Origin of the sequence: Citrobacter sp. RHB35-C17, assembly GCF_013816795.1 — a bacterium.
Taxonomy (GTDB): domain Bacteria; phylum Pseudomonadota; class Gammaproteobacteria; order Enterobacterales; family Enterobacteriaceae; genus Citrobacter_A; species Citrobacter_A amalonaticus.
Genome location: NZ_CP057150.1, coordinates 2,191,573 through 2,216,855 on the forward strand (window position 1 = coordinate 2,191,573; position 25,283 = coordinate 2,216,855).

At 54.4% G+C, this 25,283-nt stretch carries 26 protein-coding genes and 1 pseudogene; 8 read left to right on the forward strand and 19 right to left on the reverse strand.

Annotation, left to right across the window (positions count from 1 at the left end):
- Positions 1 to 64 precede the first annotated feature (64 nt).
- Complete coding sequence (gene rstB, locus HVZ37_RS10395; protein ID WP_104010314.1) at positions 65 to 1,366, reverse strand: two-component system sensor histidine kinase RstB; 1,302 nt, start codon at positions 1,364 to 1,366, stop codon at positions 65 to 67.
- On the reverse strand, positions 1,367 to 2,113 hold the full coding sequence (rstA, locus tag HVZ37_RS10400) for a two-component system response regulator RstA (protein ID WP_043000771.1): 747 nt from the start codon (positions 2,111 to 2,113) through the stop codon (positions 1,367 to 1,369). It lies immediately after the preceding gene.
- Between the two features lie 126 nt (positions 2,114 to 2,239).
- Here rstA and HVZ37_RS10405 point away from each other — a divergent pair, with 126 nt between their 5' ends.
- The gene (locus tag HVZ37_RS10405; RefSeq protein ID WP_181628405.1) at positions 2,240 to 2,575 is read left to right on the forward strand and encodes a GlpM family protein; all 336 of its coding nucleotides are present in this window, start codon (positions 2,240 to 2,242) and stop codon (positions 2,573 to 2,575) included.
- Here HVZ37_RS10405 and folM read toward each other — a convergent pair.
- From folM to ydgH, 3 genes are all read right to left on the reverse strand, one after another.
- The gene (gene folM, locus HVZ37_RS10410) at positions 2,572 to 3,294 is read right to left on the reverse strand and encodes a dihydromonapterin reductase (protein WP_043000770.1); all 723 of its coding nucleotides are present in this window, start codon (positions 3,292 to 3,294) and stop codon (positions 2,572 to 2,574) included. The two genes, HVZ37_RS10405 and folM, sit on opposite strands and share 4 nt — an antisense overlap.
- A 58-nt stretch (positions 3,295 to 3,352) precedes the next feature.
- Positions 3,353 to 4,735 (reverse strand): amino acid permease, encoded by a 1,383-nt coding sequence (locus tag HVZ37_RS10415; protein ID WP_044265337.1) that lies wholly within the window; start codon positions 4,733 to 4,735, stop codon positions 3,353 to 3,355.
- 186 nt (positions 4,736 to 4,921) lie between these two features.
- Positions 4,922 to 5,866 carry a DUF1471 family protein YdgH gene (ydgH, locus tag HVZ37_RS10420; RefSeq protein WP_043000768.1) on the reverse strand — a complete coding sequence of 315 codons (945 nt, stop codon included), beginning with the start codon at positions 5,864 to 5,866 and terminating at the stop codon, positions 4,922 to 4,924.
- Between the two features lie 526 nt (positions 5,867 to 6,392).
- Here ydgH and pntA point away from each other — a divergent pair.
- Both pntA and pntB read left to right on the forward strand, forming a co-directional pair.
- Positions 6,393 to 7,922 (forward strand): Re/Si-specific NAD(P)(+) transhydrogenase subunit alpha, encoded by a 1,530-nt coding sequence (gene pntA, locus HVZ37_RS10425; protein ID WP_090050073.1) that lies wholly within the window; start codon positions 6,393 to 6,395, stop codon positions 7,920 to 7,922.
- A gap of 10 nt (positions 7,923 to 7,932) precedes the next feature.
- Entirely contained in the window at positions 7,933 to 9,321 is a 1,389-nt protein-coding gene (pntB, locus tag HVZ37_RS10430) for a Re/Si-specific NAD(P)(+) transhydrogenase subunit beta (RefSeq protein WP_043000766.1), read from the forward strand.
- A gap of 48 nt (positions 9,322 to 9,369) precedes the next feature.
- Here the strand turns inward: pntB and HVZ37_RS10435 are convergent, their stop codons facing one another.
- Positions 9,370 to 10,404, reverse strand: coding sequence for an AI-2E family transporter (locus HVZ37_RS10435; RefSeq protein ID WP_043000765.1), 1,035 nt, complete (start codon positions 10,402 to 10,404; stop codon positions 9,370 to 9,372).
- A gap of 417 nt (positions 10,405 to 10,821) precedes the next feature.
- On the opposite strand from HVZ37_RS10435, the gene mdtJ reads away from it, so the two are divergent.
- Both mdtJ and mdtI read left to right on the forward strand, forming a co-directional pair.
- Positions 10,822 to 11,184: a multidrug/spermidine efflux SMR transporter subunit MdtJ gene (gene mdtJ, locus HVZ37_RS10440; RefSeq protein ID WP_181628406.1), complete on the forward strand. Its 363-nt coding sequence runs from the start codon at positions 10,822 to 10,824 to the stop codon at positions 11,182 to 11,184.
- Positions 11,171 to 11,500, forward strand: a complete 330-nt coding sequence (gene mdtI / locus HVZ37_RS10445) for a multidrug/spermidine efflux SMR transporter subunit MdtI (RefSeq protein ID WP_043000763.1) — start codon at positions 11,171 to 11,173, stop codon at positions 11,498 to 11,500. Before mdtJ ends, mdtI begins: the two co-directional genes overlap by 14 nt.
- Before the next feature lie 39 nt (positions 11,501 to 11,539).
- Here the strand turns inward: mdtI and HVZ37_RS10450 are convergent, their stop codons facing one another.
- From HVZ37_RS10450 to HVZ37_RS10470, 5 genes are all read right to left on the reverse strand, one after another.
- Entirely contained in the window at positions 11,540 to 12,361 is an 822-nt protein-coding gene (locus HVZ37_RS10450) for a serine protease (protein ID WP_044254610.1), read from the reverse strand.
- 101 nt (positions 12,362 to 12,462) lie between these two features.
- A complete protein-coding gene (locus tag HVZ37_RS10455) occupies positions 12,463 to 12,546 on the reverse strand; it encodes a hypothetical protein (protein ID WP_099434124.1) in 84 nt (27 codons plus the stop codon).
- 94 nt (positions 12,547 to 12,640) lie between these two features.
- The gene (asr, locus tag HVZ37_RS10460; RefSeq protein ID WP_043000761.1) at positions 12,641 to 12,967 is read right to left on the reverse strand and encodes an acid resistance repetitive basic protein Asr; all 327 of its coding nucleotides are present in this window, start codon (positions 12,965 to 12,967) and stop codon (positions 12,641 to 12,643) included.
- A 149-nt stretch (positions 12,968 to 13,116) separates the two neighbouring features.
- Entirely contained in the window at positions 13,117 to 14,601 is a 1,485-nt protein-coding gene (locus HVZ37_RS10465) for a carboxypeptidase M32 (RefSeq protein ID WP_156595261.1), read from the reverse strand.
- A gap of 278 nt (positions 14,602 to 14,879) precedes the next feature.
- Positions 14,880 to 16,133, reverse strand: coding sequence for an MFS transporter (locus HVZ37_RS10470; protein ID WP_043000759.1), 1,254 nt, complete (start codon positions 16,131 to 16,133; stop codon positions 14,880 to 14,882).
- 121 nt (positions 16,134 to 16,254) lie between these two features.
- On the opposite strand from HVZ37_RS10470, the gene HVZ37_RS10475 reads away from it, so the two are divergent.
- From HVZ37_RS10475 to bioD, 3 genes are all read left to right on the forward strand, one after another.
- Entirely contained in the window at positions 16,255 to 17,154 is a 900-nt protein-coding gene (locus HVZ37_RS10475; protein ID WP_044254605.1) for a LysR family transcriptional regulator, read from the forward strand.
- Between the two features lie 128 nt (positions 17,155 to 17,282).
- Positions 17,283 to 18,503 carry a sugar metabolism global transcriptional regulator Mlc gene (mlc, locus tag HVZ37_RS10480; protein ID WP_181628407.1) on the forward strand — a complete coding sequence of 407 codons (1,221 nt, stop codon included), beginning with the start codon at positions 17,283 to 17,285 and terminating at the stop codon, positions 18,501 to 18,503.
- A 125-nt stretch (positions 18,504 to 18,628) separates the two neighbouring features.
- Positions 18,629 to 19,324, forward strand: a complete 696-nt coding sequence (bioD, locus tag HVZ37_RS10485; RefSeq protein ID WP_043000756.1) for a dethiobiotin synthase — start codon at positions 18,629 to 18,631, stop codon at positions 19,322 to 19,324.
- Here the strand turns inward: bioD and HVZ37_RS23115 are convergent.
- The 8 genes and pseudogenes from HVZ37_RS23115 to dmsB form a co-directional block, all read right to left on the reverse strand.
- Positions 19,280 to 19,411, reverse strand: a pseudogene (locus HVZ37_RS23115) (hypothetical protein); the annotation flags it as partial. The gene bioD and the pseudogene HVZ37_RS23115 overlap by 45 nt on opposite strands.
- Positions 19,408 to 20,553: an osmoprotectant ABC transporter ATP-binding protein OsmV gene (gene osmV, locus HVZ37_RS10490; RefSeq protein WP_043000755.1), complete on the reverse strand. Its 1,146-nt coding sequence runs from the start codon at positions 20,551 to 20,553 to the stop codon at positions 19,408 to 19,410. The pseudogene HVZ37_RS23115 and the gene osmV, both read right to left, overlap by 4 nt.
- On the reverse strand, positions 20,553 to 21,200 hold the full coding sequence (gene osmW / locus HVZ37_RS10495) for an osmoprotectant ABC transporter permease OsmW (protein WP_043000754.1): 648 nt from the start codon (positions 21,198 to 21,200) through the stop codon (positions 20,553 to 20,555). Before osmW ends, osmV begins: the two co-directional genes overlap by 1 nt.
- A gap of 9 nt (positions 21,201 to 21,209) precedes the next feature.
- Positions 21,210 to 22,112 (reverse strand): osmoprotectant ABC transporter substrate-binding protein OsmX, encoded by a 903-nt coding sequence (gene osmX, locus HVZ37_RS10500; RefSeq protein ID WP_181628408.1) that lies wholly within the window; start codon positions 22,110 to 22,112, stop codon positions 21,210 to 21,212.
- A gap of 28 nt (positions 22,113 to 22,140) precedes the next feature.
- A complete protein-coding gene (gene osmY, locus HVZ37_RS10505; protein ID WP_043000752.1) occupies positions 22,141 to 22,851 on the reverse strand; it encodes an osmoprotectant ABC transporter permease OsmY in 711 nt (236 codons plus the stop codon).
- Positions 22,852 to 23,144: 293 nt separating this feature from the next.
- Positions 23,145 to 23,759, reverse strand: a complete 615-nt coding sequence (gene dmsD / locus HVZ37_RS10510) for a Tat proofreading chaperone DmsD (RefSeq protein ID WP_181628409.1) — start codon at positions 23,757 to 23,759, stop codon at positions 23,145 to 23,147.
- 42 nt (positions 23,760 to 23,801) lie between these two features.
- Positions 23,802 to 24,659 (reverse strand): dimethyl sulfoxide reductase anchor subunit family protein, encoded by an 858-nt coding sequence (locus HVZ37_RS10515; RefSeq protein ID WP_181628410.1) that lies wholly within the window; start codon positions 24,657 to 24,659, stop codon positions 23,802 to 23,804.
- 1 nt (position 24,660) lies between these two features.
- Positions 24,661 to 25,278 carry a dimethylsulfoxide reductase iron-sulfur subunit DmsB gene (gene dmsB, locus HVZ37_RS10520; RefSeq protein WP_043000749.1) on the reverse strand — a complete coding sequence of 206 codons (618 nt, stop codon included), beginning with the start codon at positions 25,276 to 25,278 and terminating at the stop codon, positions 24,661 to 24,663.
- Positions 25,279 to 25,283 lie beyond the last annotated feature (5 nt).

The following is a 25,283-nucleotide window of genomic DNA, read 5'->3' on the forward strand; positions in this document are numbered from 1 at the left end:
CATTAGTTACAACATACTCAATGTATAGCACGTTATCTCGCCTGCGACTACCGTGCGAATAGCGTCAGCCAGCGGTTAATTCAGGAATTGTGTGCCAGATCGGCCAACAAAAGCTGAAGCGAGCGCCACCCAGTTCACTTTCCCCGCAGCTCACCGTGCCACCCATCGCCTGGGCGATGGAATAGACAATCGCCAGACCCAGACCGCACCCGCCGGTGGCGCGGTCCCGACTCGGATCCAGACGGACAAAAGGCTCAAAAACAGTCTCCCTGGCTTCCGGGGCAATGCCCGGTCCGTCATCGTCGACAGTCAGCGTGGCGAAACGATCGCTGAGCTGCAGGCTTATCTGCACCGTGGACTGGCAGTAGCGCAGCGCGTTGTTCAGCAGATTATCCAGCACGCGCTCCATCAGTCGCATATCCAGCGCACCGTAGTTGCCTCGGGCGAGATGCGGAACCTGCAATGTACGATCAGGATTCACGCTTTGCACATCATCAATATGCGCTGTGAGCCAGGCCGGGAGATCCGGCTCGCTAAGATGCAGTTCATTCTGCGGCCTGTCGAGGCGGGCGTAGGTTAACAGCTCCTCAATTAAGGCTTCGAGCTGTCCGATATCGCGATTGAGCGCCAGAGATTCTTGTTCCGTGAGATTTTCACTCATCTCCAGTCGGTAGCGCAGGCGAACCAGCGGGGTGCGCAATTCATGGGCAATTCCGTCGATCAGCTGTTTTTTACTGGCAATCAACGCATTGATATTGTCCGCCATCTGATTAAAAGCAATGCCCAGCCGTTCAAAACTGGAGCCGCTGTCAAAATGCAGCCGTTCACTGAGATGACCTTTACCGAACCGCTGGGCAGCGGCCTCCAGTCGCAGCATTTCCTGCCAGTGAGGACGCATCCAGATAAATACCGGAAAAGCCAGTGAGATGGCGATAAACGCCATCAGCGCGATATCCAGCAGGCGCATCTGATGGAGAAAATAGAGATAGGGTACGGGACCCACGGCCAGCACGTAATGACTGCGCGGAATGCGCTGAATGAAGGTGTACTGATCGTCGAGTGCAATGATGTCGCCTTCACGCAGACGCTGCATACTCTGATCATCCAGCGTGAATTTTGTCAGTGGCTCAACGCGCAGGTCAAAAGAGAGATTGAGGTCCATCTCTTTGAGCGTTTTACCCCAGTCGCGCGGCGGGATCTCGCGTAACTCGCTGCGCATCAGATACAGCGAGCTTTTCATCAGGTCATCGAGCGACTGCCTGCCAGCCCGCTCTGCGGTGAATTTATACACCAGCCCGACCAGCAGGGTCATCACCAGAAAGCAGACAAACAGCAGGAGATAAAACTGCACGAACAGTTTCTTCATTTACATCCCCGAATGCCGTGATGGCACATCATCCCAGGCGTGCGGGGCAAACAGATAGCCTTTATTGCGTACCGTTTTAATACGATAGGGTTCAGCCGCATTATCGAGCAGTTTCTTACGCAGACGCGAAATGGCGACATCGACGCTGCGATCCATGCCGTCGTAGCTTACACCGCGCAGATTTTTCAGCAGCGCATCGCGGTCCATAATCTGACCGGCGTGCGTGGCGAGTTCCCATAGCAGTTCGAAATCCGCGGTGGAAAGTATAACCTGTTCACCACTGAGCAAAACGACACGGTTGATGGGGTCGATAGTCAGGGAACCAAAGCGCAGCGTTTTATGCGGCGTGACGGCGGCAGGCTGAATCCCTTTGCTATGGCCTGACTGATCGCTCTGTCGCAGATGCAGCCGCAGACGGGCCAGCAAGACCGCTGGCGGCGTGGTCTTCAGGATGTAATCGCAGGCGCCCATTTCCAGCGCCAGGATGTGGTTCATGTCGCTGTCCAGCGAAGTGAGGAGGACGATCGGGCCCTGCCATTGCCCTTGCAGGTCACGACAGAGGGTCATGCCGTCTTTACCGGGGAGCATAATATCCAGCAATACCAGGTCCGGCTGAACCTGGAGGATCCGCGCTTCAGCCAGATCGCCACGCGGCTCGACAATCACATCGAAATCGTGTTTAGCCAGATAGGCCGCAATGAGCGCGCCGACCTCAGGATCGTCTTCAACAAATACAATCGTGTTCATCGTCTTGATTGCCGATCAAAAACGTCAACATACACCGCCGGGGCGTTACCTTCCATTAATCTTTCCTAAACGGTGATGCTTCCGTTATGCTGGTTGCTGATGTTATTGATGTGTAAAGGCAAGGTAATGGGACTCGTGATTAAAGCCGTGCTGGGTGCGCTGGTTGTGGTGTTGATTGGGTTGCTGGCAAAAACGAAGAATTACTACATCGCAGGACTCATCCCGCTGTTCCCGACATTCGCGCTGATTGCCCATTATATCGTGGCCAGCGAGCGGGGCATTGACGCGCTAAGAACGACCATTGTCTTCAGCATGTGGTCGATTATTCCCTATTTTGTCTATCTCGTTTCGCTGTGGTATTTCACTGGTTTTCTGAAGCTGCCAGTGGCGCTGGGCGGGGCAGTGATCTGCTGGTGCCTGAGCGCCTGGCTGCTGATCTTTTGCTGGGTCAAACTGCACTAACGCAGATGACGGCCACCGTCTACGGCGAAGCTACGACCCGTCACAAAACAACTGGTTAGCAGATAATCGATTAAATCGATCACCTCCTTTTCCCCCGGAGCCGTTTTCATCAGCGATTTGTTTAGCGCCTGCTGGCGGTACTCGGCGTCATCACCCTCGTTAAACAGGATCAGCGAAGGGGCAATGGCGTTGACCTTCACCTCTGGCGCGAGCTTGCGGGCAAATGAACGGGTCATATTATCCAGCGCCGCTTTACTGGCGGCATAAGCGATATGCTTGTCACTGCCTTTCTCCACAACGTAGTCGGTAAAATGAATGATGTCAGCGGCGGCGTGACCATGCCCGCGTAGCATGCCTTCGAGCGCATGGTTAAGCAGATAGGGGGCATTGACGTGGATTTGCATCATACAGGCCAGGACATCAGAGAGCGGTGTTCCCGGCTTCTCTGCCATCCATGCGCTGGCATTGTGGACGATGGCGCGCAGACCGCTGGCGCGTTCTTTTACCGTATCGGCGAAGGTAAGAATGCCTTCATTGGTGGAGAAATCAGCCTGAATGCACAGGGCGCCCGCTTTGGTCAGCCCGTCAATCGCCGGATAATGCGTCCGGTAACTGACGATCACCGGCTGTTTCTGGTTGATAAAGTGCCAGGCAATGGCGAGGCCGATACGGCGGCCACCACCGGTCACTAAAATGGGCAGAGGGTGTTGGGTTCCCATCGAAAAACTCCTTATGCGCCTGCGAATCAGGCTATTAGCGTCAAACGATGGGATGCGTTTACCCCACCAGCAGCCAGGTCGCAGGTACGGCGGCAACCAGCAACAGACCAATCAGAACCATTTCCTGTCGGTTCAAAACGTTATCATGCGTATGCGTCTTACGAGCATACAGGAACACCAGCAGACCCGGAGCATAAAGCACCACGGAGAGCAGCAGGTGCATCGGCCCGGAAGCATACAATAACCATAAGCCATAAATGCATGCACCGACACCTACCGCCTGATGAAGCGGACGGGTGGCGATTTTCAGCAGGAAGGCGCCGACGAGGAAATAGGGGACCAGAATCATCTCTGAGGCGATGGTCAGCAGCGTGTTGTAATCCGAACCGGTTAGCCAGATCAGCACCAGACAGACCTGAACGCAGAGGTTGGTGAGCCACAGTGAAGCCGATGGCGCGCCTTGCGCATTTTGACGGGCGAAAATCCGCGGGAAGGCTTTATGCGTTGAGGCAAGGAACGGGACTTCCGCCGCCATAATCGTCCAGCTCAGATAGGCTCCACAAACGGAGACAATCAGACCCGCCGCAATGATAATCTCACCCCACGGCCCCATCATTTTGACCATCAGACCTGCCATTGACGGGTTACGGATCTCCGCCAGTTCCGGGCGGGCAACTACGCCAAGCGAGAGCAGAGTGACCAGCAGATAAACGGCAAGCGCAGAGAGCACCGCTAACAGCGTGGCGCGACCGACATCATGTTTGTTACGCGCCCGCGCCGAAACGACGACCGCGCCTTCCACACCGATGAATACCCACAGCGTGATGAGCATCGTGTTCTTAACCTGTTCCCAGACCGGGACACCCAGCGCGAGGCCGGTAAAGTCGAGGCTGAAAACCTCAAGCTTAAACGCCATAAAGGCCAGCAGGATAAACAGACCGAGCGGCAGCAATTTCGCCAGCGTTGCCACCAGGTTGATGCTGGCCGCCGTTTGTACGCCGCGCAGCACCAGAAAATGCACCACCCACAGCAGAATCGACGCACCGACGATCGCCTGCCAGGTATTGCCGTCGCCAAACAGACGCCACTCCGGCGTATCGGTGAAGAAACTGAGAGCAGAGAAGACAATGACCAGATAGGAGACGTTGGCAATCACCGCGCACAGCCAGTAGCCCCAGGCCGAGCAGAACCCGATCAGCTCACCGAAACCTTCGCGGGCATAGGTGAAGATGCCGCCATCCAGTTCGGGACGGATACGGGTCAGGATTAGCATGGCAAACGCCAGCAGCAATATCCCGGCCCCGGTAATCGCCCAGCCAATAAGTAACGCCGACGGGCTGGCGACAGCGGCCATATTCTGCGGCAGACTGAAAACACCTGCGCCAAGCATTGAGCTTAAAACCAGCGCGGTGAGAGCGCTCAGTCCCAGTTTCTTTTCCATGGTTATCCCGTGGTACAAACGATCTATGGAGAATAATTATTGTGGCAAAGCGCATAAAAATGGTGAAAGCCACTAAGGCGCGGGATTTTACGGAGAGAAGAGACTGCATGCAATGATCAGAGGAAAATTTGTGCCTGATAAAGCGAAAGGCGGCATAAAGCCGCCTTATTTTATGACCGGAGAGCCTTATTTATACAGATCGGCGCTGATGGTCATGTTGTTACCACGTTCCTGCCACTGGCGGGTAATGTGGTAATACTTAGCCCCTTGCTTCGCTGCACGCTTGGCAACCTGGTAAGAGACTTCAGTCATGCTGCTGTAGTTGCCGGTGAACTTGATGCTGTCGAACGGCACCATCATGGCCGCCGTGGCTTTGTTCAGCTCTTCAACTTTGGTGCCATCCGGAAGAGTGACAGTGTAACGCCCACCTTTCGTGGATTGCGTTTCGAAGAAACGTCCAACTTCAGAACTCGGCGACGCGGTAGTTGCAACGCCAGGAATTTCGACGTTTTTCGCCGCTTCGCCACCGGCAGCTAACGCTGCGCGACCGGCATCGGAATCCGCCGGGATCGCGTCAGGGCTCTGCACCACGCGTTTCTTCGCATCTTTTTTATAGATAAAAGCTGTAATGCGCTGGTTACCGCCCTGGTTCGCATCGATCTGACGCACGATGTAGAAGGCGTAAGCGTCTTTTTCTTTTGCCGCTTTGGTGATGGCATCATTCACTTCCGGCTGGCTGCGGTAGAAACCCTGTACCGTAACGGTATCATACGGTTCCAGCATGACGGCTTCTGATTTTGGCAATTCAACCACGCCATTGATCACGCGGTTCTTGCTGGCTTCCGCTTTCTCGGCGTCGGCTTTGTAGAAGTCTGCAACAACACGCCAGTTACCGCTGTTACCAAAATCAGATGTATCGACAACATAAAATGAGGCGGCGCCTTCTTTATCTGCGCGGCGGTTAACGGCCTTCACCGCATCGCCAATCGCATTAAAACGGCCTGTGACCGTGACACGGTCGTAAGGTTTCAGTGCTGCCGCTTGCTCCGGCGTCAATTCTGTTGCTGCGTTTACGGAAAAAGCCGTCGCAGAAAGAAGTGCGGACGCCAGGAGTGTGTTCTTAAGCTTCATAAAAATAATCCTTCGCCTTGCGCAAACCAGGTACTGGTATTGTTATTGACTAGAAACGTGGCTGATTATTGCATTTAAACCCGGTGACTGTCTGCGTGATTTTTCAATCGACACAACAGATGAGGTCACAAGGTCGATAACAAATTATGATATGTCGAAAAAATGGTCATTTCACAGTAAAAACTGATGAACGTACTGAATTTTATAAGTTAATTTAATGTTAATTAGTTGATCTGCCGTGGCGCTTAATCATGTTTTGCCGCATCGTATGAGCGATTTATGGGCCTTTCACCACGAATTGAAGGTCATTATCCCGGTCAGAAGGCTGAATCGTTCCTGTTTTGCTGATAACCCGACAAATACTGTTTTTTGGCGCTAGATCACAAGCGCTATTTTCAGTACGTTATAGAGAGTTTGTTACTGTTTTATTTTTCCGGGGTAACCTATACCTCCTGCGTGAAATTGCCTGCGCAATTCCACGTTAACTGACAAACCATCATCAAAAATACCGATGGAAGGGAACATTATGCGAATTGGCATACCAAAAGAACGGTTTACCAATGAAACCCGCGTAGCAGCGACGCCGAAAACGGTTGAGCAACTGCTGAAGTTGGGTTTCACCGTCGCGGTTGAGAGCGGCGCGGGTGGACTGGCGAGTTTTGACGATAAAGCTTTTGTAGAAGCGGGCGCGGAAATTGTCGATAGCAGCGCTGTCTGGCAATCAGAGATCATTCTGAAGGTTAACGCACCGGAAGATGCAGAAATTCCGTTACTCAATCCGGGCACCACGCTGGTCAGCTTTATCTGGCCTGCGCAGAATCCAGAGTTAATGCAAAAGCTCGCCGAGCGTAATGTGACGGTGATGGCAATGGATTCTGTACCGCGTATTTCACGTGCGCAGTCGCTGGATGCATTAAGCTCGATGGCAAACATTGCCGGTTATCGGGCGATTGTGGAAGCCGCGCACGAGTTTGGCCGCTTCTTTACCGGGCAGATCACCGCTGCGGGTAAAGTCCCTCCAGCCAAAGTGATGGTGATCGGGGCCGGTGTTGCTGGTCTGGCCGCCATAGGCGCTGCGAACAGCCTGGGCGCGATTGTGCGTGCCTTTGACACCCGTCCGGAAGTGAAAGAACAGGTCCAGAGTATGGGCGCTGAATTCCTCGAACTGGATTTCAAAGAGGAAGCGGGAAGCGGTGACGGTTACGCCAAAGTGATGTCTGAAGCGTTTATCAAAGCGGAAATGGCGCTGTTTGCTGCGCAGGCAAAAGAGGTCGACATTATTGTCACCACCGCGCTGATTCCGGGTAAACCAGCACCGAAACTGATCACCCGCGAAATGGTTGATTCCATGAAAGCGGGCAGCGTGATTGTCGATCTGGCGGCGCAAAACGGCGGGAACTGCGAATACACCGTCGCCAATCAAGTCACAACCACGGCCAACGGCGTTAAGGTGATCGGTTATACCGACTTGCCAGGGCGTCTGCCTACACAGTCTTCACAGCTGTACGGCACCAACCTTGTTAACCTGCTTAAACTGCTGTGCAAAGAGAAAGACGGCAATATCACCGTTGATTTCGACGACGTCGTCGTGCGTGGCGTCACGGTCGTGCGTGACGGCGAAATTACCTGGCCGGCACCGCCGATTCAGGTATCTGCTCAACCGCAGGCCGCTGCGAAAGCCGCACCGGTTGCAAAAGAGCCGGAAAAACCGGCATCGCCGTGGCGTAAATACGCGCTGATGGCGCTGGTGATCATTCTGTTCGGCTGGCTGGCAGACGTCGCGCCGAAAGAGTTCCTCGGTCACTTTACGGTGTTCGCACTGTCTTGCGTGGTGGGCTACTACGTGGTCTGGAACGTTTCTCATGCTCTGCATACGCCGCTGATGTCCGTGACCAACGCCATTTCGGGAATCATCGTGGTTGGCGCGCTATTGCAGATTGGCCAGGGGGGCTGGGTTAGCTTCCTGAGCTTCATCGCGGTCCTGATTGCCAGCATCAATATTTTCGGTGGCTTCACCGTGACTCAGCGCATGCTGAAAATGTTCCGGAAAAACTAAGGGGTAACACATGTCTGGAGGATTAGTTACAGCTGCATACATTGTTGCCGCGATCCTGTTTATTTTCAGTCTGGCGGGACTTTCAAAACATGAAACGTCTCAGCAGGGTAACAACTTCGGTATCGCCGGGATGGCGATTGCGCTGATTGCCACGATTTTTGGCCCGGACACCGGCAACGTTGCCTGGATCCTGGTGGCAATGATCATCGGCGGCGCGATTGGTATTCGTCTGGCGAAGAAAGTTGAAATGACCGAAATGCCGGAACTGGTGGCGATTCTGCACAGCTTCGTCGGCCTGGCTGCGGTACTGGTCGGCTTCAACAGCTATCTGTATCACGAAGCGGGCCTTGAGCCGATTCTGGTTAATATTCACCTGACCGAAGTGTTCCTTGGCATCTTTATCGGTGCGGTGACCTTTACCGGTTCAGTGGTGGCATTTGGTAAGCTGCGCGGCAAGATCTCTTCTAAACCGCTGATGCTGCCGAACCGTCACAAAATGAACCTCGCGGCGCTGGTGGTCTCTTTCCTGCTGCTGGTGGTTTTTGTCCGTACCGAAAGCGTTGGCTTGCAGGTCCTGGCACTGCTGGTGATGACCATTATTGCGCTGGCGTTTGGCTGGCACCTGGTGGCGTCCATTGGCGGGGCGGATATGCCGGTCGTGGTCTCCATGCTGAACTCCTATTCGGGTTGGGCGGCAGCGGCGGCGGGCTTCATGCTGAGCAACGACCTGCTGATCGTGACCGGTGCGCTGGTGGGTTCTTCCGGTGCGATTCTGTCTTACATCATGTGTAAGGCGATGAACCGCTCGTTCATCAGCGTGATTGCAGGGGGCTTTGGTACCGATGGTACGGCGTCCAGTGGTGATGAAGAAGTGGGCGAACACCGTGAGATCAGCGCAGAGGAGACTGCGGATATGCTGAAAAACTCGCATACGGTGATCATCACCCCGGGCTACGGCATGGCGGTGGCGCAGGCACAGTATCCGGTCGCGGAAATTACCGAGAAGCTGCGCGCGCGCGGTATCAAGGTACGTTTCGGCATCCACCCGGTGGCAGGTCGTCTGCCTGGTCACATGAACGTACTGTTGGCGGAAGCGAAAGTGCCTTACGACATCGTGCTGGAAATGGACGAGATCAACGATGATTTCGCCGATACCGACACCGTGTTGGTTATTGGCGCGAATGATACCGTGAACCCGGCGGCGCAGGACGATCCAAACAGTCCTATCGCTGGGATGCCGGTGCTGGAAGTGTGGAAAGCGCAGAACGTAATTGTCTTCAAACGTTCGATGAATACCGGCTACGCCGGTGTGCAGAACCCGCTGTTCTTCAAAGAGAACACCCATATGCTGTTTGGCGATGCCAAAGCCAGCGTGGATGCGATTCTGAAAGCGCTGTAATCCGTTGTTCTGTTGAAACGGCCTCTGCGGAGGCCGTTTTTACGTCGGTCACTTTTTATTTGCATCGCCTAACAGAATGGCAATACTTTGCCCACCAACGGATTGTTCCAGCGCAATCTTGACGATAATGGTCAGCGGTACCGAAAGCAGCATCCCCACGGGACCCAGCAGCCAACCCCAGAAGATCAACGACAGAAACACCACCAGCGTAGAGAGCCCCAGACCGCGTCCCATGATGCGTGGTTCAAGGATATTGCCGAACACCAGGTTGATGATCAGATAGCCTGCCAGCACCACCAGCGCATCGTACAGGCCGCCAAACGCCAACACCTGAATGATGGGCGGGATCGCCGCCAGCACTGAACCAATGTTTGGGATGTAGTTGAGTGCAAAGGCCAACAGCCCCCAGATAAAGGCGAATCGAACGTCCAGTGCCGACAGCATGCCCCAGACCACCAGCCCGGTGACCAGACTGATTGCCGTTTTCAGCACCAGATAGTGCGATACGCTATCAATGGCGCGCTGAATGGCGGCCATCCCCTCGACCGGACGGACCATAATCTGCTGGAATTTAGTGGGGAGTTGCGGCACTTCCAGCAGCATAAAGACCACTGTCAGCAGGAGTAAAAATATCGATGACATGGCATTGGTTAATTGCGCCAGCAAATTGGTGATCAGGGTCATCGCCGCGTTGGGGTCAATATACTTCACCATCTCATCCACTGAGACGCCGATGCCTAAGCGGACCAGCCAGGGCTCGAGGTTTTTCAGCGGAATGACCAGTGAGGAACGATACTGGGGCAGGGTGCGCGCCAGTTCGTTGAGGGACGTTCCGAGGTAAGCCAGCAGTAACACCATCGCCATGACGATGATGATCACCAGCAAGGATATCGCCAGCACGCGCGGAACGCGCAGTTTCACCATCCGCTGTACCAGCGGGCTGAGGACGACGGCAATAAATAACGCCAGAATAAATGGCACAATAATATCCGCCGCAAAGCGGATACCGGTAAGAATGATCACCAGCATTCCCAGCATAATGACGATCTTAAGACCGTTCAGCGTGATGATTGGTTTTGCCATGGAGCGTCCTGTATTTTTCTGCTTGCCGCGTATAATAATGTGATTGTGGTCGAATCGTCCTGAGAAAAATCAAACGATTCGGGTAAAGAAGTGAAAAGGTTTTGAGTTAATTCCTGGCCTATGATACAAATCAGGCGTGTTCAACTACCGAGGACAATTATCATCCGCGATGACGAGAAGCAACACTGCGGATAATTGTAATATTATGGACAATATGTTCAGGACGTTTTTTTCTACACAAATTCTTCTTCGCACTTCCTCCTCTTTCCTGCTTGCAGGTGAGCAGCACTGGCGCAACGCGCTTTAGTCCCTTCTTCTGTTCGAGCTGACGCTACGCGTCTGGCTAACTGATTTTATTTTCTGGTTTGCAGCGTTGTGCAAGCCCACAGGATTATATTCTCAAGCAGGAGAAGCACCATGTTTTACTGGATTTTATTAGGTCTGGCGATTGCCGCTGAAATTACCGGCACATTGTCGATGAAATGGGCAAGCGTAAGCGATGACAACAGCTGGTTTATTTTAATGCTGGTGATGATCGCCGCCTCGTATATTTTCCTCTCTTTTGCCGTTAAAAAAATCGCCCTCGGTGTGGCTTACGCATTGTGGGAAGGGATCGGTATTTTATTTATTACGCTGTTTAGCGTGTTGTTATTTGATGAGCCGCTGTCGGTCATGAAAATTGCCGGTCTGGCGACGCTGGTAGTGGGGATCGTGTTGATCAAATCCGGTACCCGCAAGGCGCGTCAGTCAACGAAAGAGGTGACCCATGCAACAGTTTGAATGGGTTCACGCCGCCTGGTTAGGGATGGCGATCGTGCTGGAAATTATCGCCAACGTCTTTTTAAAATTCTCTGACGGCTTTCGTCGGAAATTGTACGGTATTCTCTCGCTGGTCGCGGTACTCGCCGCCTTCAGTGCGCTTTCACAGGCGGTAAAGGGCATTGACCTGTCCGTTGCCTACGCGCTGTGGGGGGGATTTGGTATCGCCGCGACGCTGGCTGCCGGATGGATACTGTTCGGGCAACGTCTGAATCATAAAGGCTGGATCGGCGTTGTGTTGCTGCTGGCTGGCATGGTGATGATTAAACTGGCCTGATGTATCGCTGCCCGCGATTCGCGGGCAGTACAATGCGCCTTATTGTTCCCCGGCCAGCGCATCCAGTTTTTCCCGAAATCCCGTCACCGAGATCGCCCGGTTATCTGCGCGCCAGCGATCTTTCGCCGCCGGGGCGGAACTCTGAACGCCGATTAACTGCCAGCCCGCCTCGGTTTTCAGCATCAGCGGTGAACCGCTGTCGCCCGGCAGCGTGTCGCACTGGTGAGATAACACCGAACTTTGCGCCCAGCCGGTGACGATACAATCCTGATGAGAATAGAGTGTATCCAGATGATCTTCCGGATACCCCGACTGCGTGACCTTGCGTCCGGCCTCTTTGAGTGCGGCGGTTAGTGCCGCTTTATCGCCCTCAAACAACGGTAACGGCGTGATGCCGGAAGGGGGATAGCGCAGAACGATCAGGCCAAAGTCCCAAGACGCGGCTGCCGGTGGCACAATCCAGCCGTCGCCATCGGGCTTCAGACGTTTTCCCAGACCGGGATCCACCCGGCCTTCAATACCGTGAATTTCATAACGCCAGAGACCTTTTTTCGAGACAAAACGCAGGACGACGGCTTTATCCGGTTTCCCTTTTGGCGGCGTTAACAAGCAATGTCCGGCAGTGAGCGCCAGATGTGGGGAGATGAGCGTTGCGGTGCAGAGGTTACCGCTGGCGGTTTCCAGTTGTCCGATGGCATCCCACGGCGATTGAGTCGGATCGCTTACCGGCGCGCGATCGTCCTGACCAAAAAATAACGTTTTGATTTCACTGGTCCCGGTATCCGCGTCAGGCTTATCCGCATGCGCAATACCCGATGAAAAGCACAACGAACCCAGTAATACAGTAACGGTTTTACGCATATCACACTCTGTGTGGGTAATTATGATTATTAAAAGAGAACCCTCAGTAATTACTATAGACGTAACGGCGTAAAAGTGAGAGAAAAATCAGAGTACTACGATCAGGAAAGATAAAAGCGGGCGGCTATGAGCGCACATAAAATAAGCGTGATAAGGATGAACTCAAAGCGATAACGGCGCACCATGTTACCCTCCGAAAAGGACGGCGCTAAACCGGGAAAGCGTTCAGCGCCGTTGAAGAATGGCGCAAGGGTTCGCGCCAGTTTACACAGTCAGGATTTAAGCAGCCGGTTGAGCGGCAGGTTTAGCGGCCGGTTTCTGGCTGTGTTTTTTGGTGTGCTTTTTAGCGGCTTGAGCTTTCTGTTCAGGGGCCTTTTGCTCAGTCGTGGCTTTGGCTTTTTTCACGTGTTTTTTCGCGGCCTGCGCTTTTTGTTCTGGCGCTTTCTCGGTAGTCGCTTTGTGATGTTTTTTATGATGTGTGGTTTTGGCCGGCGCCGCTTTTGCAGCAGGCGCTGCAGCCGGTGCAGTTGATGTAGTGTCAGCCGCAAACGCCGCAGAAGACAGACCCATAGCAGCGGCAACAACCAGAGCTAATACTTTTTTCATTCTCATACCCTCGATTTGGTTTTTCATTCAACCCCACTGCGGGGCCGTTGAAATCACTATATCGCTGGATGCTGTGCGCTTCCGTGAGTCATTGGTTTCGGCGTGTAACGATATGTACAACGCCGGGCGCAGCGGCCCGGCGAGGGGATTTACAGATAGCGAGATTCAAGATGGGCGCGGAAATGACGGCTGCTCAATGCTTCTCCGGTAGCCTGAGTAATCAACTGCGCCGTGGTAAAGCGACTGCCGTGCTGCCAGATGTTCTGTTGCAGCCAGTCAAACAAGGCGCTGAAATCGCCGCCTGCAATCTGCTGACTAAGATCCGGCAATGCGCGATTCGCGGCGCTGAACAACTGTGCGGCATACATCGCGCCCAGCGTGTAAGAAGGGAAGTAACCAAACCCGCCGTCCGTCCAGTGAATGTCCTGCATGCAGCCGTCGCGATAGTTCCCTTTTGTTGACAGGCCCAGCCAGGTCTGCATTTTTTCGTCCCACAGCGCCGGAATGTCGTCCACCTCAATATCGCCATTGATCAATGCGCGCTCAATCTCATAGCGCAGGATGACGTGCGCCGGGTAGCTGACTTCATCCGCATCCACGCGGATAAAACCGGGTTTCACTCGCTGGTTCCAGGCAATGAAATTTTGCTCTTCAAAGGCAGCCTGATCGCCAAAATGACGCTTCACGGCAGGTAGCAGCCGCCTTAAAAATGCATTGCTGCGTCCTACCTGCATTTCAAAAAACAGACTCTGGGATTCGTGGATCGCGGTGGAGCGGGCAAGGGCGACGGGCTGACCCAGCCAGTTACGCGGCAGGTTTTGCTCATAGCGGGCGTGGCCGGTTTCGTGGATCACGCCAAACAGGGCGCTGAGTAATTCGTTTTCGTCATAGCGCGTCGTGATGCGCACATCTTCCGGCACGCCGCCGCAGAAGGGATGTGCGCTGATGTCGAGGCGACCGGCGTTAAAATCGAAACCGAGTACAGACATTGTCTCCAGTCCCAGTTCGCGCTGAACGGCAGTCGGGAAGGGGCCAACAGGGGCAATCAGCGACTGCTGTGACTGGCGGGCAACCACGCGGTTGAGCAGATCCGGCAGCCACGATTTGAGATCGGCAAACAGGCCGTCCAGCTGTGCGCTGGTCATGTCCGGCTCGTAAATGTCCAGCAGTGCGTCATAGGGAGAACAACCTTTCACGTCGGCGCGCAGTCTGGCCTCTTCGCGGCTCAGTTTCACGACTTCTTTTAAATTCGCAGAGAATCCCTGCCAGTCGTTGGCGGGGCGCTGACTGCGCCAGGCGTGTTCACAGCGACTGCCGGCGAGAGATTTGGCCTCCACCAACGACTCCGGTAACAACGCGGCCTGGGTATGCAGACGCGTCATTTCCCGCAGATTGGCCTGCTCCACATCATTGAGATCCTCCTGGGCGGCAGCGGCAAGCCATTGCGCCACTTTCGGTTCGGTCAGGATTTGATGTTCCAGAACGCTCAGTTCCGCCAGCGCTTCACCCCGCGCCGCACTGCCGCCGGGTGGCATCATGGCGAACATATCCCAACTGGCGATGGCAGAGAGGTGCGAGAAGCGAGAGAGACGCAGGAAGGTGCGGGTAAGTTGTTGATAGTTTTTGTTGTCCATGTAACCTCTTCGACGTAACAGGCGGGGTGAGTTCCCCCACCATAATGGGTAGTTATGTTTATCGATAGCCTTTTTTATAGTAGCCAACGGGAACATCGTACCCGTTCAATAACAATAAACACACACAGCAAAATGAATCCACTCCACTGGGTTGTCTTTGCTCTTCTGGCACTGGATGCCGTCAGAGAATTGATGGGCTTTTCATCAATCTTAGGAATGTGGTAACCACTGTTGGTTGAGAGGCGAGAAGCCCGGTGAGCCCGGGCTTCTCTTTCAGACTAGACGTGAAGACGGTGATGCAGTCGTGTGCCGACCAGAATAGCCAGTACCAGCATAATCGCGATAAATCCCCCAACGCCGTTCCAGCCATAGTTATGCCAGAACACACCGCCGAGCGTACCGGCGATACTGGACCCCAGATAATAGCTGAACAGATACAGCGAAGAGGCCTGGCCTTTGGCGCGACGCGCACGCGGCCCAATCCAGCTACTGGCCACCGAATGCGCGCCAAAGAATCCGGCTGAAAAGAGCAGCATTCCGGCGAAAATCAGCCACAGCGAACTGAACAACGTCATTAACAAACCGAACAGCATCACGACGGTGGAAAAGAGCATCACCGGACCGCGCCCGTAACGTACCGTCATCGAACCAGCCTTCGGTGAACTCCAGGTTCCGGTCAGATAGGCGACGGAAAGCAAACCGACCACAGCCTGACTGAGTTCCCACGGTGAAAGCATCAGACGATAGCCGATGTAGTTAAACAGGGTGACGAACGACCCCATCAACAGAAAACCTTCGGCAAACAGCAGCGGCAGTCCCTGGTCGCGCCAGTGGATCCGGAAATTAATAAACAGCGTTTTGGGGCGCAGCGACGTGGGCCGGAAGTGGCGTGATTCTGGCAGTATTTTCCAGAACATCAGGGCTGATGCCAGCGCAAAGCAGCCAATAGCAGCCAGCGCAATACGCCAGCTAAAGAAATCGGTAAACACGCCGCTAATCAGACGTCCGCTCATCCCGCCAATCGAGTTGCCGCTGATGTACAACCCCATTGAAAATGCGACAAAACTGGGGTGAATCTCCTCACTCAGATAGGTCATCCCGACCGCCGCCACGCCGCTGAGTGAAAGGCCGATCAGCGCGCGCATCACCAGAATGCCATGCCAGCTGGTCATCATTGTCGAGAGCAACGTACAGCAGGAGGCGAGCAGCAACGCGGTCACCATCACCGGCTTGCGCCCGATGGCATCCGAAAGCGGACCGGTAAACAGCAGACCAACGGCTAACATTCCGGTGGAGATCGACAGTGAAATACTGCTGCTGGCGGGAGATACGCCAAACTCATGGGACAACACCGGCAGAATAGGCTGGACGCAGTACAGCAGGGCGAAAGTCGCCAGTCCGGCAGAAAAGAGCGCCAGCGTGACGCGCATAAAGGCAGAAGTACCGCGTTGAATAAACTGAACCGGCTGAGAAATGCGTTGGTCGTCAATATCGCTCGCCGTCGCGTCATTGACAGTAGTAGTACGACTCACTGGAAATCCTTGCGCAACAAACCCGTGTTTTGAGGGGACGGGCATAACCTTGTTGAGTAGAGTAGGAAAATCTCATTATTCTGTCTAATATATTAATAGTCTCAAATAATACGTTTAAAATATGAATATTGAACTGCGTCACCTTCGTTACTTTGTTGCCGTGGCGGAAGAACTGCATTTTGGGCGCGCCGCAACCCGACTGAACATTTCGCAGCCACCGCTGAGCCAGCAAATACAGATGCTTGAGCAGCAGGTCGGGGCTCGCCTGCTAGCGAGAACTAACCGTAGTGTCGCCCTGACCGCCGCTGGCAAGCAATTTCTCGCCGACAGTCGGCAGATCCTTGGTTTGGTCAATGATGCCGCCGCCCGTGCGGAGCGTCTGCATCAGGGGGAAGCCGGAGAGTTGCGCATCGGTTTTACGTCGTCGGCACCGTTTATCCGCGCGGTGTCGGATACCCTGTCGCTTTTCCGCCAGAAATACCCGGATATGCATTTGCAGACCCGCGAGATGAACACCCGCGAACAGCTGGCGCCGTTGAGCGAAGGGGCGCTGGATCTGGGCCTGATGCGCAATACCCCGTTGCCAGAGAGCTTGCATCATGAGGTGATTTTGCATGAACCGCTGATGGCGATGATCCCCAGGGTTTTCCCGCTTTCGCAAAAGCCGGTGGTGACGCTGGCCGAACTGGCGAAAGAGCCGTTTGTCTTCTTTGACCCGCACGTCGGAACGGGTCTTTATGACGATATTCTCGGCATGATGCGCCGTTACCAGTTGACGCCGGTGATTACCCAGGAGGTCGGTGAGGCAATGACGATCATTGGGCTGGTCGCTGCCGGATTAGGGGTGTCGATCCTTCCGGCCTCGTTTAAAAAAGTGCAGCTCAATGAGATGTGTTGGGTACCGATTGCGGAAGACGATGCGGTTTCGGAAATGTGGCTGGTCTGGTCGGCGCATCATGAACCAAGCCAGGCGGCGCTACGCTTTCGTCAGCAATTAATTCAGGCCGTCAGGAACGCTTAAATTAATTTAATAACGGCTGAAAATGTGCAGTTAATCACACGGCTAAGTAAAAAGTTGACGTTGTGTATTGAAGTGCTTCACCATAGCCTACAGATTATTTCGGAGCGCGAAAATAAAGGGAGTCAGAGGTGGTTGCTGATAGTCAGCCTGGGCACATCGATCAAATAAAGCAGACCAATGCGGGCGCCGTTTATCGGCTGATTGATCAGCTGGGACCGGTATCGCGTATTGATCTTTCGCGTCTTGCGCAACTGGCACCCGCCAGTATCACGAAGATTGTGCGTGAAATGCTGGAAGCGCATCTGGTCCAGGAACTGGAAATTAAAGAAGCGGGGAGTCGCGGACGCCCGGCAGTGGGGCTGGTGGTGGAAACCGAAGCCTGGCACTATCTGTCCCTTCGCATCAGTCGTGGAGAAATCTTTCTCGCCCTGCGCGATCTCAGCAGCAAGCTGGTCGTAGAAGACTGTCTTGAACTGCCGCTCAACGATGAAACGCCGTTGCTGGCGCGTATTGTCACGCTGGTCGATCAGTTTTTTATTCGTCATCAGCAGAAGCTCGAACGTCTGACTTCCATTGCCATTACCTTACCCGGCATTATCGATACCGAGAATGGGATCGTGCATCGTATGCCGTTTTATGCCGATGTGAAAGAGATGCCGCTCGGTGATACGCTGGCACAGCACACCGGCGTGTCGGTCTACATTCAGCATGATATCAGCGCCTGGACGATGGCAGAGGCGCTGTTTGGCGCGTCCCGCGGTGCGCGCGATGTCATTCAGGTGGTCATCGATCATAACGTTGGCGCCGGGGTGATTACCGACGGTCATTTACTGCATGCGGGTAGCAGCAGCCTGGTGGAGATTGGCCACACCCAGGTCGATCCTTACGGAAAACGCTGCTACTGCGGCAACCACGGCTGTCTGGAAACCATCGCCAGCGTGGAGAGTGTGCTGGAGCTGGCGCAACTGCGACTGGCGCAATCCATGAGCTCTTCGCTTCACGGCCAGCCGTTGACGGTCGATTCGCTGTGTCAGGCGGCGTTGCAGGGCGATTTGCTGGCAAAAGACATTATCAGCGGCGTGGGGACCCACGTTGGCCGTATCCTTGCCATTATGGTCAATCTGTTCAATCCGCAAAAAATCCTGATTGGATCGCCGCTCAGTAAAGCTGCAGACGTGTTGTTTCCGGCGATTGCGGACAGCATCCGCCAGCAGGCGCTACCGGCCTACAGCAAAAATATGGTCGTTGAGAGCACACAGTTCTCTAATCAGGGAACAATGGCGGGAGCCGCGCTGGTAAAAGACGCGATGTATAATGGTTCTTTGTTGATTCGTCTATTACAGGGTTAACATTTTTTAACTGTTCTACCAAAAATTGCGCTAACTCAAGCTGATTCCACCGGGCATACCTTAGACTTTCTCCACTGTATTATTTTCCTGGCTTATATTTTCGAAGCATAACGGTGGAGTTGGTGATGCTGAAGCGTTTCTTTATTACAGGTACAGACACTTCTGTTGGGAAGACGGTTGTTTCCCGCGCATTGCTACAAGCGTTAGCGTCGGGGGGGAAAAGCGTTGCAGGATATAAACCGGTTGCGAAAAGCAGCAAAGAGACGCCCGAAGGGTTGCGCAACCGGGATGCGCTGGTGCTGCAAAGCGTGTCGACGTTGGAATTACCCTATGAGGCGGTTAACCCCATCGCCCTGAGCGAAGATGAAAGTAGCGTGGCCCACAGTGGCCCAATCAATTACACCTTGCTTTCTAACGGGCTGGCTAGCCTGAGCGAAAAGGTTGATCATGTCGTGGTTGAAGGCACGGGTGGCTGGCGCAGCCTGATGAACGATCTGCGTCCACTGTCCGAATGGGTGGTGCAGGAGCAGTTACCGGTGTTGATGGTGGTCGGTATTCAGGAAGGCTGTATTAACCATGCGCTGCTGACGGCTCAGGCGATCGCCAATGACGGTTTACCGCTGATCGGTTGGGTCGCTAACCGTATTAATCCGGGTCTGGCACATTACGCAGAGATTATCGATGTACTGAGCAAAAAACTGCCAGCACCGCTGATTGGCGAACTGCCTTATTTACCGCGTGCCGAGCAGCGTGAACTCGGACAGTACATTCGCCTGTCAATGCTGGGTAGCGTCCTGTCGGTCGACAGAATCATGGCGTAACGTCCCAGACAGGACAGACGCAAACACCAAGGCCTTCAATAAACCGGGGAGCAGACGATACTCCCCGGTCATTTCACAAACCCTCACTCTTCGTGAATGTTCAACGCCCGGCGGGTACGTCCGGAACTGAGATAATCGGCGATGTAATCCTGTGAGATCTCACCGTTGTAGCGTCCTTCCTCGTCAACGATCGGCATCCAACTGGTATTACTTTCATACAGTTTGGAGAGCACAATCCGCAGGTTATCTTCGGCTTTACCGGTAATGCGGAAGGGATGAAGGATATCTGCGCAGGTGCCGCTGGCCTGGCGCGCCTCGCGACGTTTCACAAAGCCCAGTGGTTTTCCTTCGCCATCCACCACCGTAATGGCGCGAATATCGTTGTCATCCATAATGCCAAAGGCTTCCTTCAGCGATGTGGACGGCTGAGCAGTCAGCGTCGGTTGTTGATCGGTCACATCGCCCGCCGAAACCAGCAGCAGACGCTTAAGCGTGCGGTCCTGACCGACGAATGAACCGACAAAATCGTTGGCCGGTTTGGCCAGCAGTTCATCGGGGCTGGCGCACTGGACAATCCGTCCCTGACGGAACACAGCAATGCGATCGCCAAGTTTCAGCGCCTCATCGATATCATGACTCACCAGCATCACGGTTTTTTTTAGCGCACGTTGCATCTCAAGGAACTGATTCTGGATCACTTCGCGGTTGATGGGGTCGACGGCGCCAAACGGCTCGTCCATCAGCAGGACCGGCGGATCCGCCGCCAGGGCGCGAATCACGCCAATACGCTGTTGCTGACCGCCGGACATTTCTTTCGGATAGCGATGCAGAAACTTTTTGGCATCCATCGCCACCATCTCCATTAATTCTTCGGCGCGGCTTTTACAGCGGGCTTTGTCCCAGCCCAGCATGCGGGGGACGACCGTGATGTTCTCTTCAATCGTCATATTGGGAAACAGGCCAATCTGTTGGATCACATAGCCAATATTACGGCGCAGGGTCACGGTATCCATCTCATTGGTATTTTCACCGTTTATCAGGATGTTGCCACTGCTCGGGGTAATCAGACGGTTAATCATCTTCAGGGTGGTGGTCTTACCGCAGCCCGACGGCCCCAGCAGAACACACATTTCTCCCTCCGGCACGTTCAGATTAACGTTATCGACGGCCTTCAGCGGCTGACCCTTTTTCTGTGAAAATTGTTTGGTGAGGTTTTCCAGTTTTATCATTATCGTATCCCCTTAGGTGTCAGAACGACTTGCAGGCGGTGTAACAGCCAGTCGAGCACAATCGCTAAAAAACAAATCATCAATGCGCCGGCAATCAGCATGCGAATGTCGCTGCCGCCGATGCCGTTCAGTAACAGTAATCCCAGGCCGCCTGCGCCGATCACCGCGGCAATTGCCATGACGCCGATATTCATGACCACGGCGGTGCGGATACCGCCGAAAATCACCGGTAATGCCATCGGGATCTCCACCCAACGCAGGCGCTGCCAGAAGGTCATGCCGATACCGCGACCCGCTTCGCGTAAGCCCGGCGGGAGGTTGTCCAGCGCGGTATGGGTGTTACGCACGATAGGCAGCAGCGAGTAAAGAAACACGGCGGTGATGGCGGGCAGTGCGCCAATTCCGTGACCGATCAGCGAAAACAGGGGGATCATCAACCCGAACAGGGCGATAGAGGGAATTGTCAGCAGCAGCGTCGCGACGCTTAACACCGGCGTTGCCAGCCATTTGTGGCGGACAATCAGGATCCCCAGCGGCACGCCAATCACAATCGCCAACCCAACCGCCAGCGCCACTAGCCACAGATGCTGATAGGTGAGCATCGCCAGATAACCCGCGTTATCCATCATGTAGTGAATCGTATCCATATGCGCTCCTTACAGCAGGTTCTTTTGTTGCAGGAATTCACGAGCAACCTGCTGAGGTGACTGGTGATCGATATCGACCTTCGCATTCAGCGAACTGATCACGTCATTGTTCAACTGGGCCGAGAGGGTATTGAGCGCCTCAGCAAGTCCCGGATGGGCTTCCAGCGTCTCTTTACGCACCACCGGCGTGACAGCGTAACTTGGGAAGAAGCCCTTATCATCCTCCAGTACTTTGAGATCAAACCCTTTCACACGGCCGTCAGTGGTGTAGATGAGACCGGCGTCAACAAAGCCATCACGAATGGCGTTGTAAACCAGTCCGGGGTCCATCTGGCGGATTTGCGGCCGGTCGAGATCCATCTGGTAAGCCTGCTGCAACGGCTTCATTCCGTCGCTACGTCCGGCAAATTCCAGGTCGAGACCCAGCAGCCAGTTGCTATCGGGATCGGTCTGGCGAATGTGTTCAATTTTCGCCACCATCTCCGACATGGTGTTGATGTTCTCCGCTTCGGCACGTTTGCGCTGCATGGCGAAGGCGTAGGTGTTGTTCATATCTGCCGGTTTCAGCCATACCAGTCCCAGTTTGGCATCAAGGCGTTTTACCGTGTCGTATGACTCCTGCGGGCTCATTCGCTTATTGATGTGGTTGAAAATAATCAGTGAAGTGCCGGTGTATTCCCATGTCATATCAATCTGTTTATTGATCATTGCATTACGCGAAATCACTGTGGCGATATTGGTCTGCGGCTGAACCTGAAATCCCTTTTTTTGCAGATACTGAACGGTCATTGCCGAGAGAATGTGCTGCTCGGTAAAACTTTTGGTGGCGAGAATAATCGGGGCCGCCTGAGCCTGGGTGCTGATGAACAGCGCGGCGGCGAACCATCCCAGCCATTTTTTCTTGAGATTCATTTAGCGCTCCTTGTTCTTATCATTGCCATCAGGCCGTATGTGGGCTCAGGACGCGCCCAAGCCAGGCGAGCAGACTGTCGAGGATCAGGGCGAATAGCGCGGTGGCGGTGGCTCCCAGAATCAATGTCGGGAAGTCGTTAAGATAGATGCCAGGGAAAATCAGTTCGCCGTAGCTGCTGGCGCCAATCAGAAACGCCAGCGGGGCAGTACCGACGTTGATCGCCGTGGCAATGCGGATCCCGGAAAGTATTACCGGCCAGGCGTTGGGGATTTCTACCTGACGCAACCGTTGCCATTTCGTCATACCGATGCCGTTTGCCGCTTCAATCAGCGACGACGGTACAGAACTCAATCCTGCCCAGGTGTTACGCACAATCGGCAGCAACGACGCCAGAAACAGCGCAACGATGGCAGGCATGTCACCAATGCCGATAATCACCATCGCCAGCGCGAGAACGGCCAGCGGGGGCAGAGTATTGCCAATATTGAAAATCTGCATGACATATTCGGCAATACCGCGGGCGGCGGGGCGACTAAGCAAAATACCGCTTGGAATACCGACCAGCAGGGCAAAAAACATCGAGGTAAGGACTAAAATCAGGTGCTGTTGACCGAGATAAAGCAAATCAACCTGACGCGATTTGAGGGTATCGATGCCAATTCCCCATACCAGCAGCGCCAGTAGCAGAATGATGGCAATACTAAAGCCCAGCACGCGGGTTAACGTGGATGTGTGCATTGCAGTGTGTCTCCCTGTTTGCATGCGTTATGGCGGCGAAAAATCGTCGCATGTTGTTATGCCATGGTTTGGCAGGGTGTTTTGAGCTATAGCAACAGGGTGGGAAGGATTCCAGCGGGAAGGTGAATTAGATACGCAGACGATTAATCGCCAAACGCGATTTGGCCTTATGCCGTAAAGGATAAGCAGGGTATGTAAAGAATTGTCTTAAAAACGCTGATGAAAAGTGACGCTGTAACAATTAAAAATAATGCAGGTATCAGAAAAGGCAGGAAAAACCTGCCTTATAAACGTTAGCGGAACAGCGTTTTTTCCGCGATCGGCATCAATAACTGAGACTGCCACTGTGCCAGAGTATGGCGGGCCAGTTCACCAAGCGCCTGATAAAAAGGATGTCCGGCGTTCTCAATGAACACGTCGAGAAAGCGGAATGACCAGGGGAACAGATGCCACGCCAGCAGTTGTTCGCATTCGCTGTGTCGGCCACTTTCCGCCAGCCACGCCGCCATCAGTAACAACGAGCCGAAATGATCTTCGGGTTCGTTCTGCTCTGTCTCGACGTGAATACCGTTGTCGCGCATCCACTGACGCAGGGCCAGCGTCGATTCGCCAAACAGGACATTTTCACGATCTAGCCAGACCGATCCCCAGGGCGGCGACGGTAACGCGTAGGGTCCCACGAACAGGCGCTGGAATGCCTCGGGAAGTGACTCATCGCTGACGCGTATAAAGTCCGTTGCCAGCGGGGACAGGGTTTCCGCTGCCAGCGGCCATTGTGTCTGCCAGTCATCAGCGGTTAACGCAGACACCAGAGGCGCGGCTTCGGCGCTGTCGGGGGCGTAGTAAAACAGCGCCCCCAGCACGCGTGCCGTCATCGCAAAATCATCACGTTGAGTAAAATCAGTCATCTGAAACATCCTGAAAAGTGCGGGTTTCCCCGCACGGATTTGTTAACCTGCCACCGCCATACCGACGGTCATATGCAGGCCATAAAACAGGCCGCGGCCAATGATTTCGCCGCCAAGCACGAGGATCAGCCCCAACAGCAACCCGGCGACATGCGGCTCTTTACGGCGTACCAGCGGGCAGATCCAGCAGCCCAGTCCGGCAGCGACCAGCACCATGCGCCATACCTGCAGAGAGGCGTAATCCGGCACCAGCGCGGAAGCCTGCTGAACCGAACTGTGAATGGTTGCCAGCGACATGCCCTGCAGGACGATGACCGCCACGCTGACCAGCAAGGCCAGCACGCTGATACTGGCAAACAGGGTACCATTAAAGGTGACGCGGGACGCCCGCAGCAGCAATGCTGCGAATAGCGGGCCGCTGAGCAACGCCGTCAAGAAGAACGCCAGCGTCGTATAGCCAGTATACCAGGTCGGCACGGTATCAATCAGGTAAACGCGGGTCATCGCCCAGACGAAGACGATCCCCAGTACCATGCTGACCAACAGCCAGAATTTCCCCAGCGCGAGCGGCATTTTACCCAGAACGGCGACCAGCCACCAGATTCCACCCACGGCGAAAAAGACGGAGCCAGCGGCAATTTCATTGCTCAACCCGGATGCGCCAATGCGATTGAGGGAGTTGAATGCCCGCATCGGCGACCCCAGGTGCATGATTGACGCCAGGAATCCCAGCCCCATCACCAGCCAGAGGAAAAACATGCTGCGAACCAGACGTTGCCGGGCGGCGGCATCGTCTTTCATTGCCAACCAGCCAAGTCCACTAACAATCAGCGCGCCTACGACGCACTGGCCGAGTACGGTAAACAGCACCAGCGGCCATTCATGCCATCCATTTCCCATTTTACACCTCCTTCGGATTCGCCAGATAACCGGTGGTATCCCCGGTCGGGCGGCTGTTGGCATTCGGTTTGATCACAATACTTGGCTTCGTAAAGTGCGCGCCAGGCAGCGGAGCAACCGCCGCCAGATCGCCGTGTTTCTGACGCAGTTCGTCGACAGGACCGAAATCCAGCGCACGCAGCGGACAAGACTCGACACAGATCGGTTTCTTGCCTTCCGCCACCCGGTCATGACAGCCGTCGCATTTGGTCATGTGGCCTTTGGCGGCATTGTACTGCGGCGCGCCGTACGGACAGGCCATATGGCAATAACGACAGCCGATGCAGACATCTTCATCCACCACCACAAAGCCGTCTTCCCGTTTGTGCATCGCCCCGCTCGGACAGACCTTGGTACAGGCCGGATCTTCACAGTGGTTACAGGCAATAGAGAGATAATAGGCAAACACGTTCTGGTGCCAGACGCCGTTGTCTTCCTGCCAGTCTCCGCCCGCATATTCATAAATGCGGCGGAAGCTGACGTCCGGGGTTAAATCTTTGTAGTCCTTGCAGGCCAGTTCGCAGGTTTTGCACCCGGTGCAACGGCTGGAATCAATAAAAAATCCATACTGAGTTGTCATCGGTT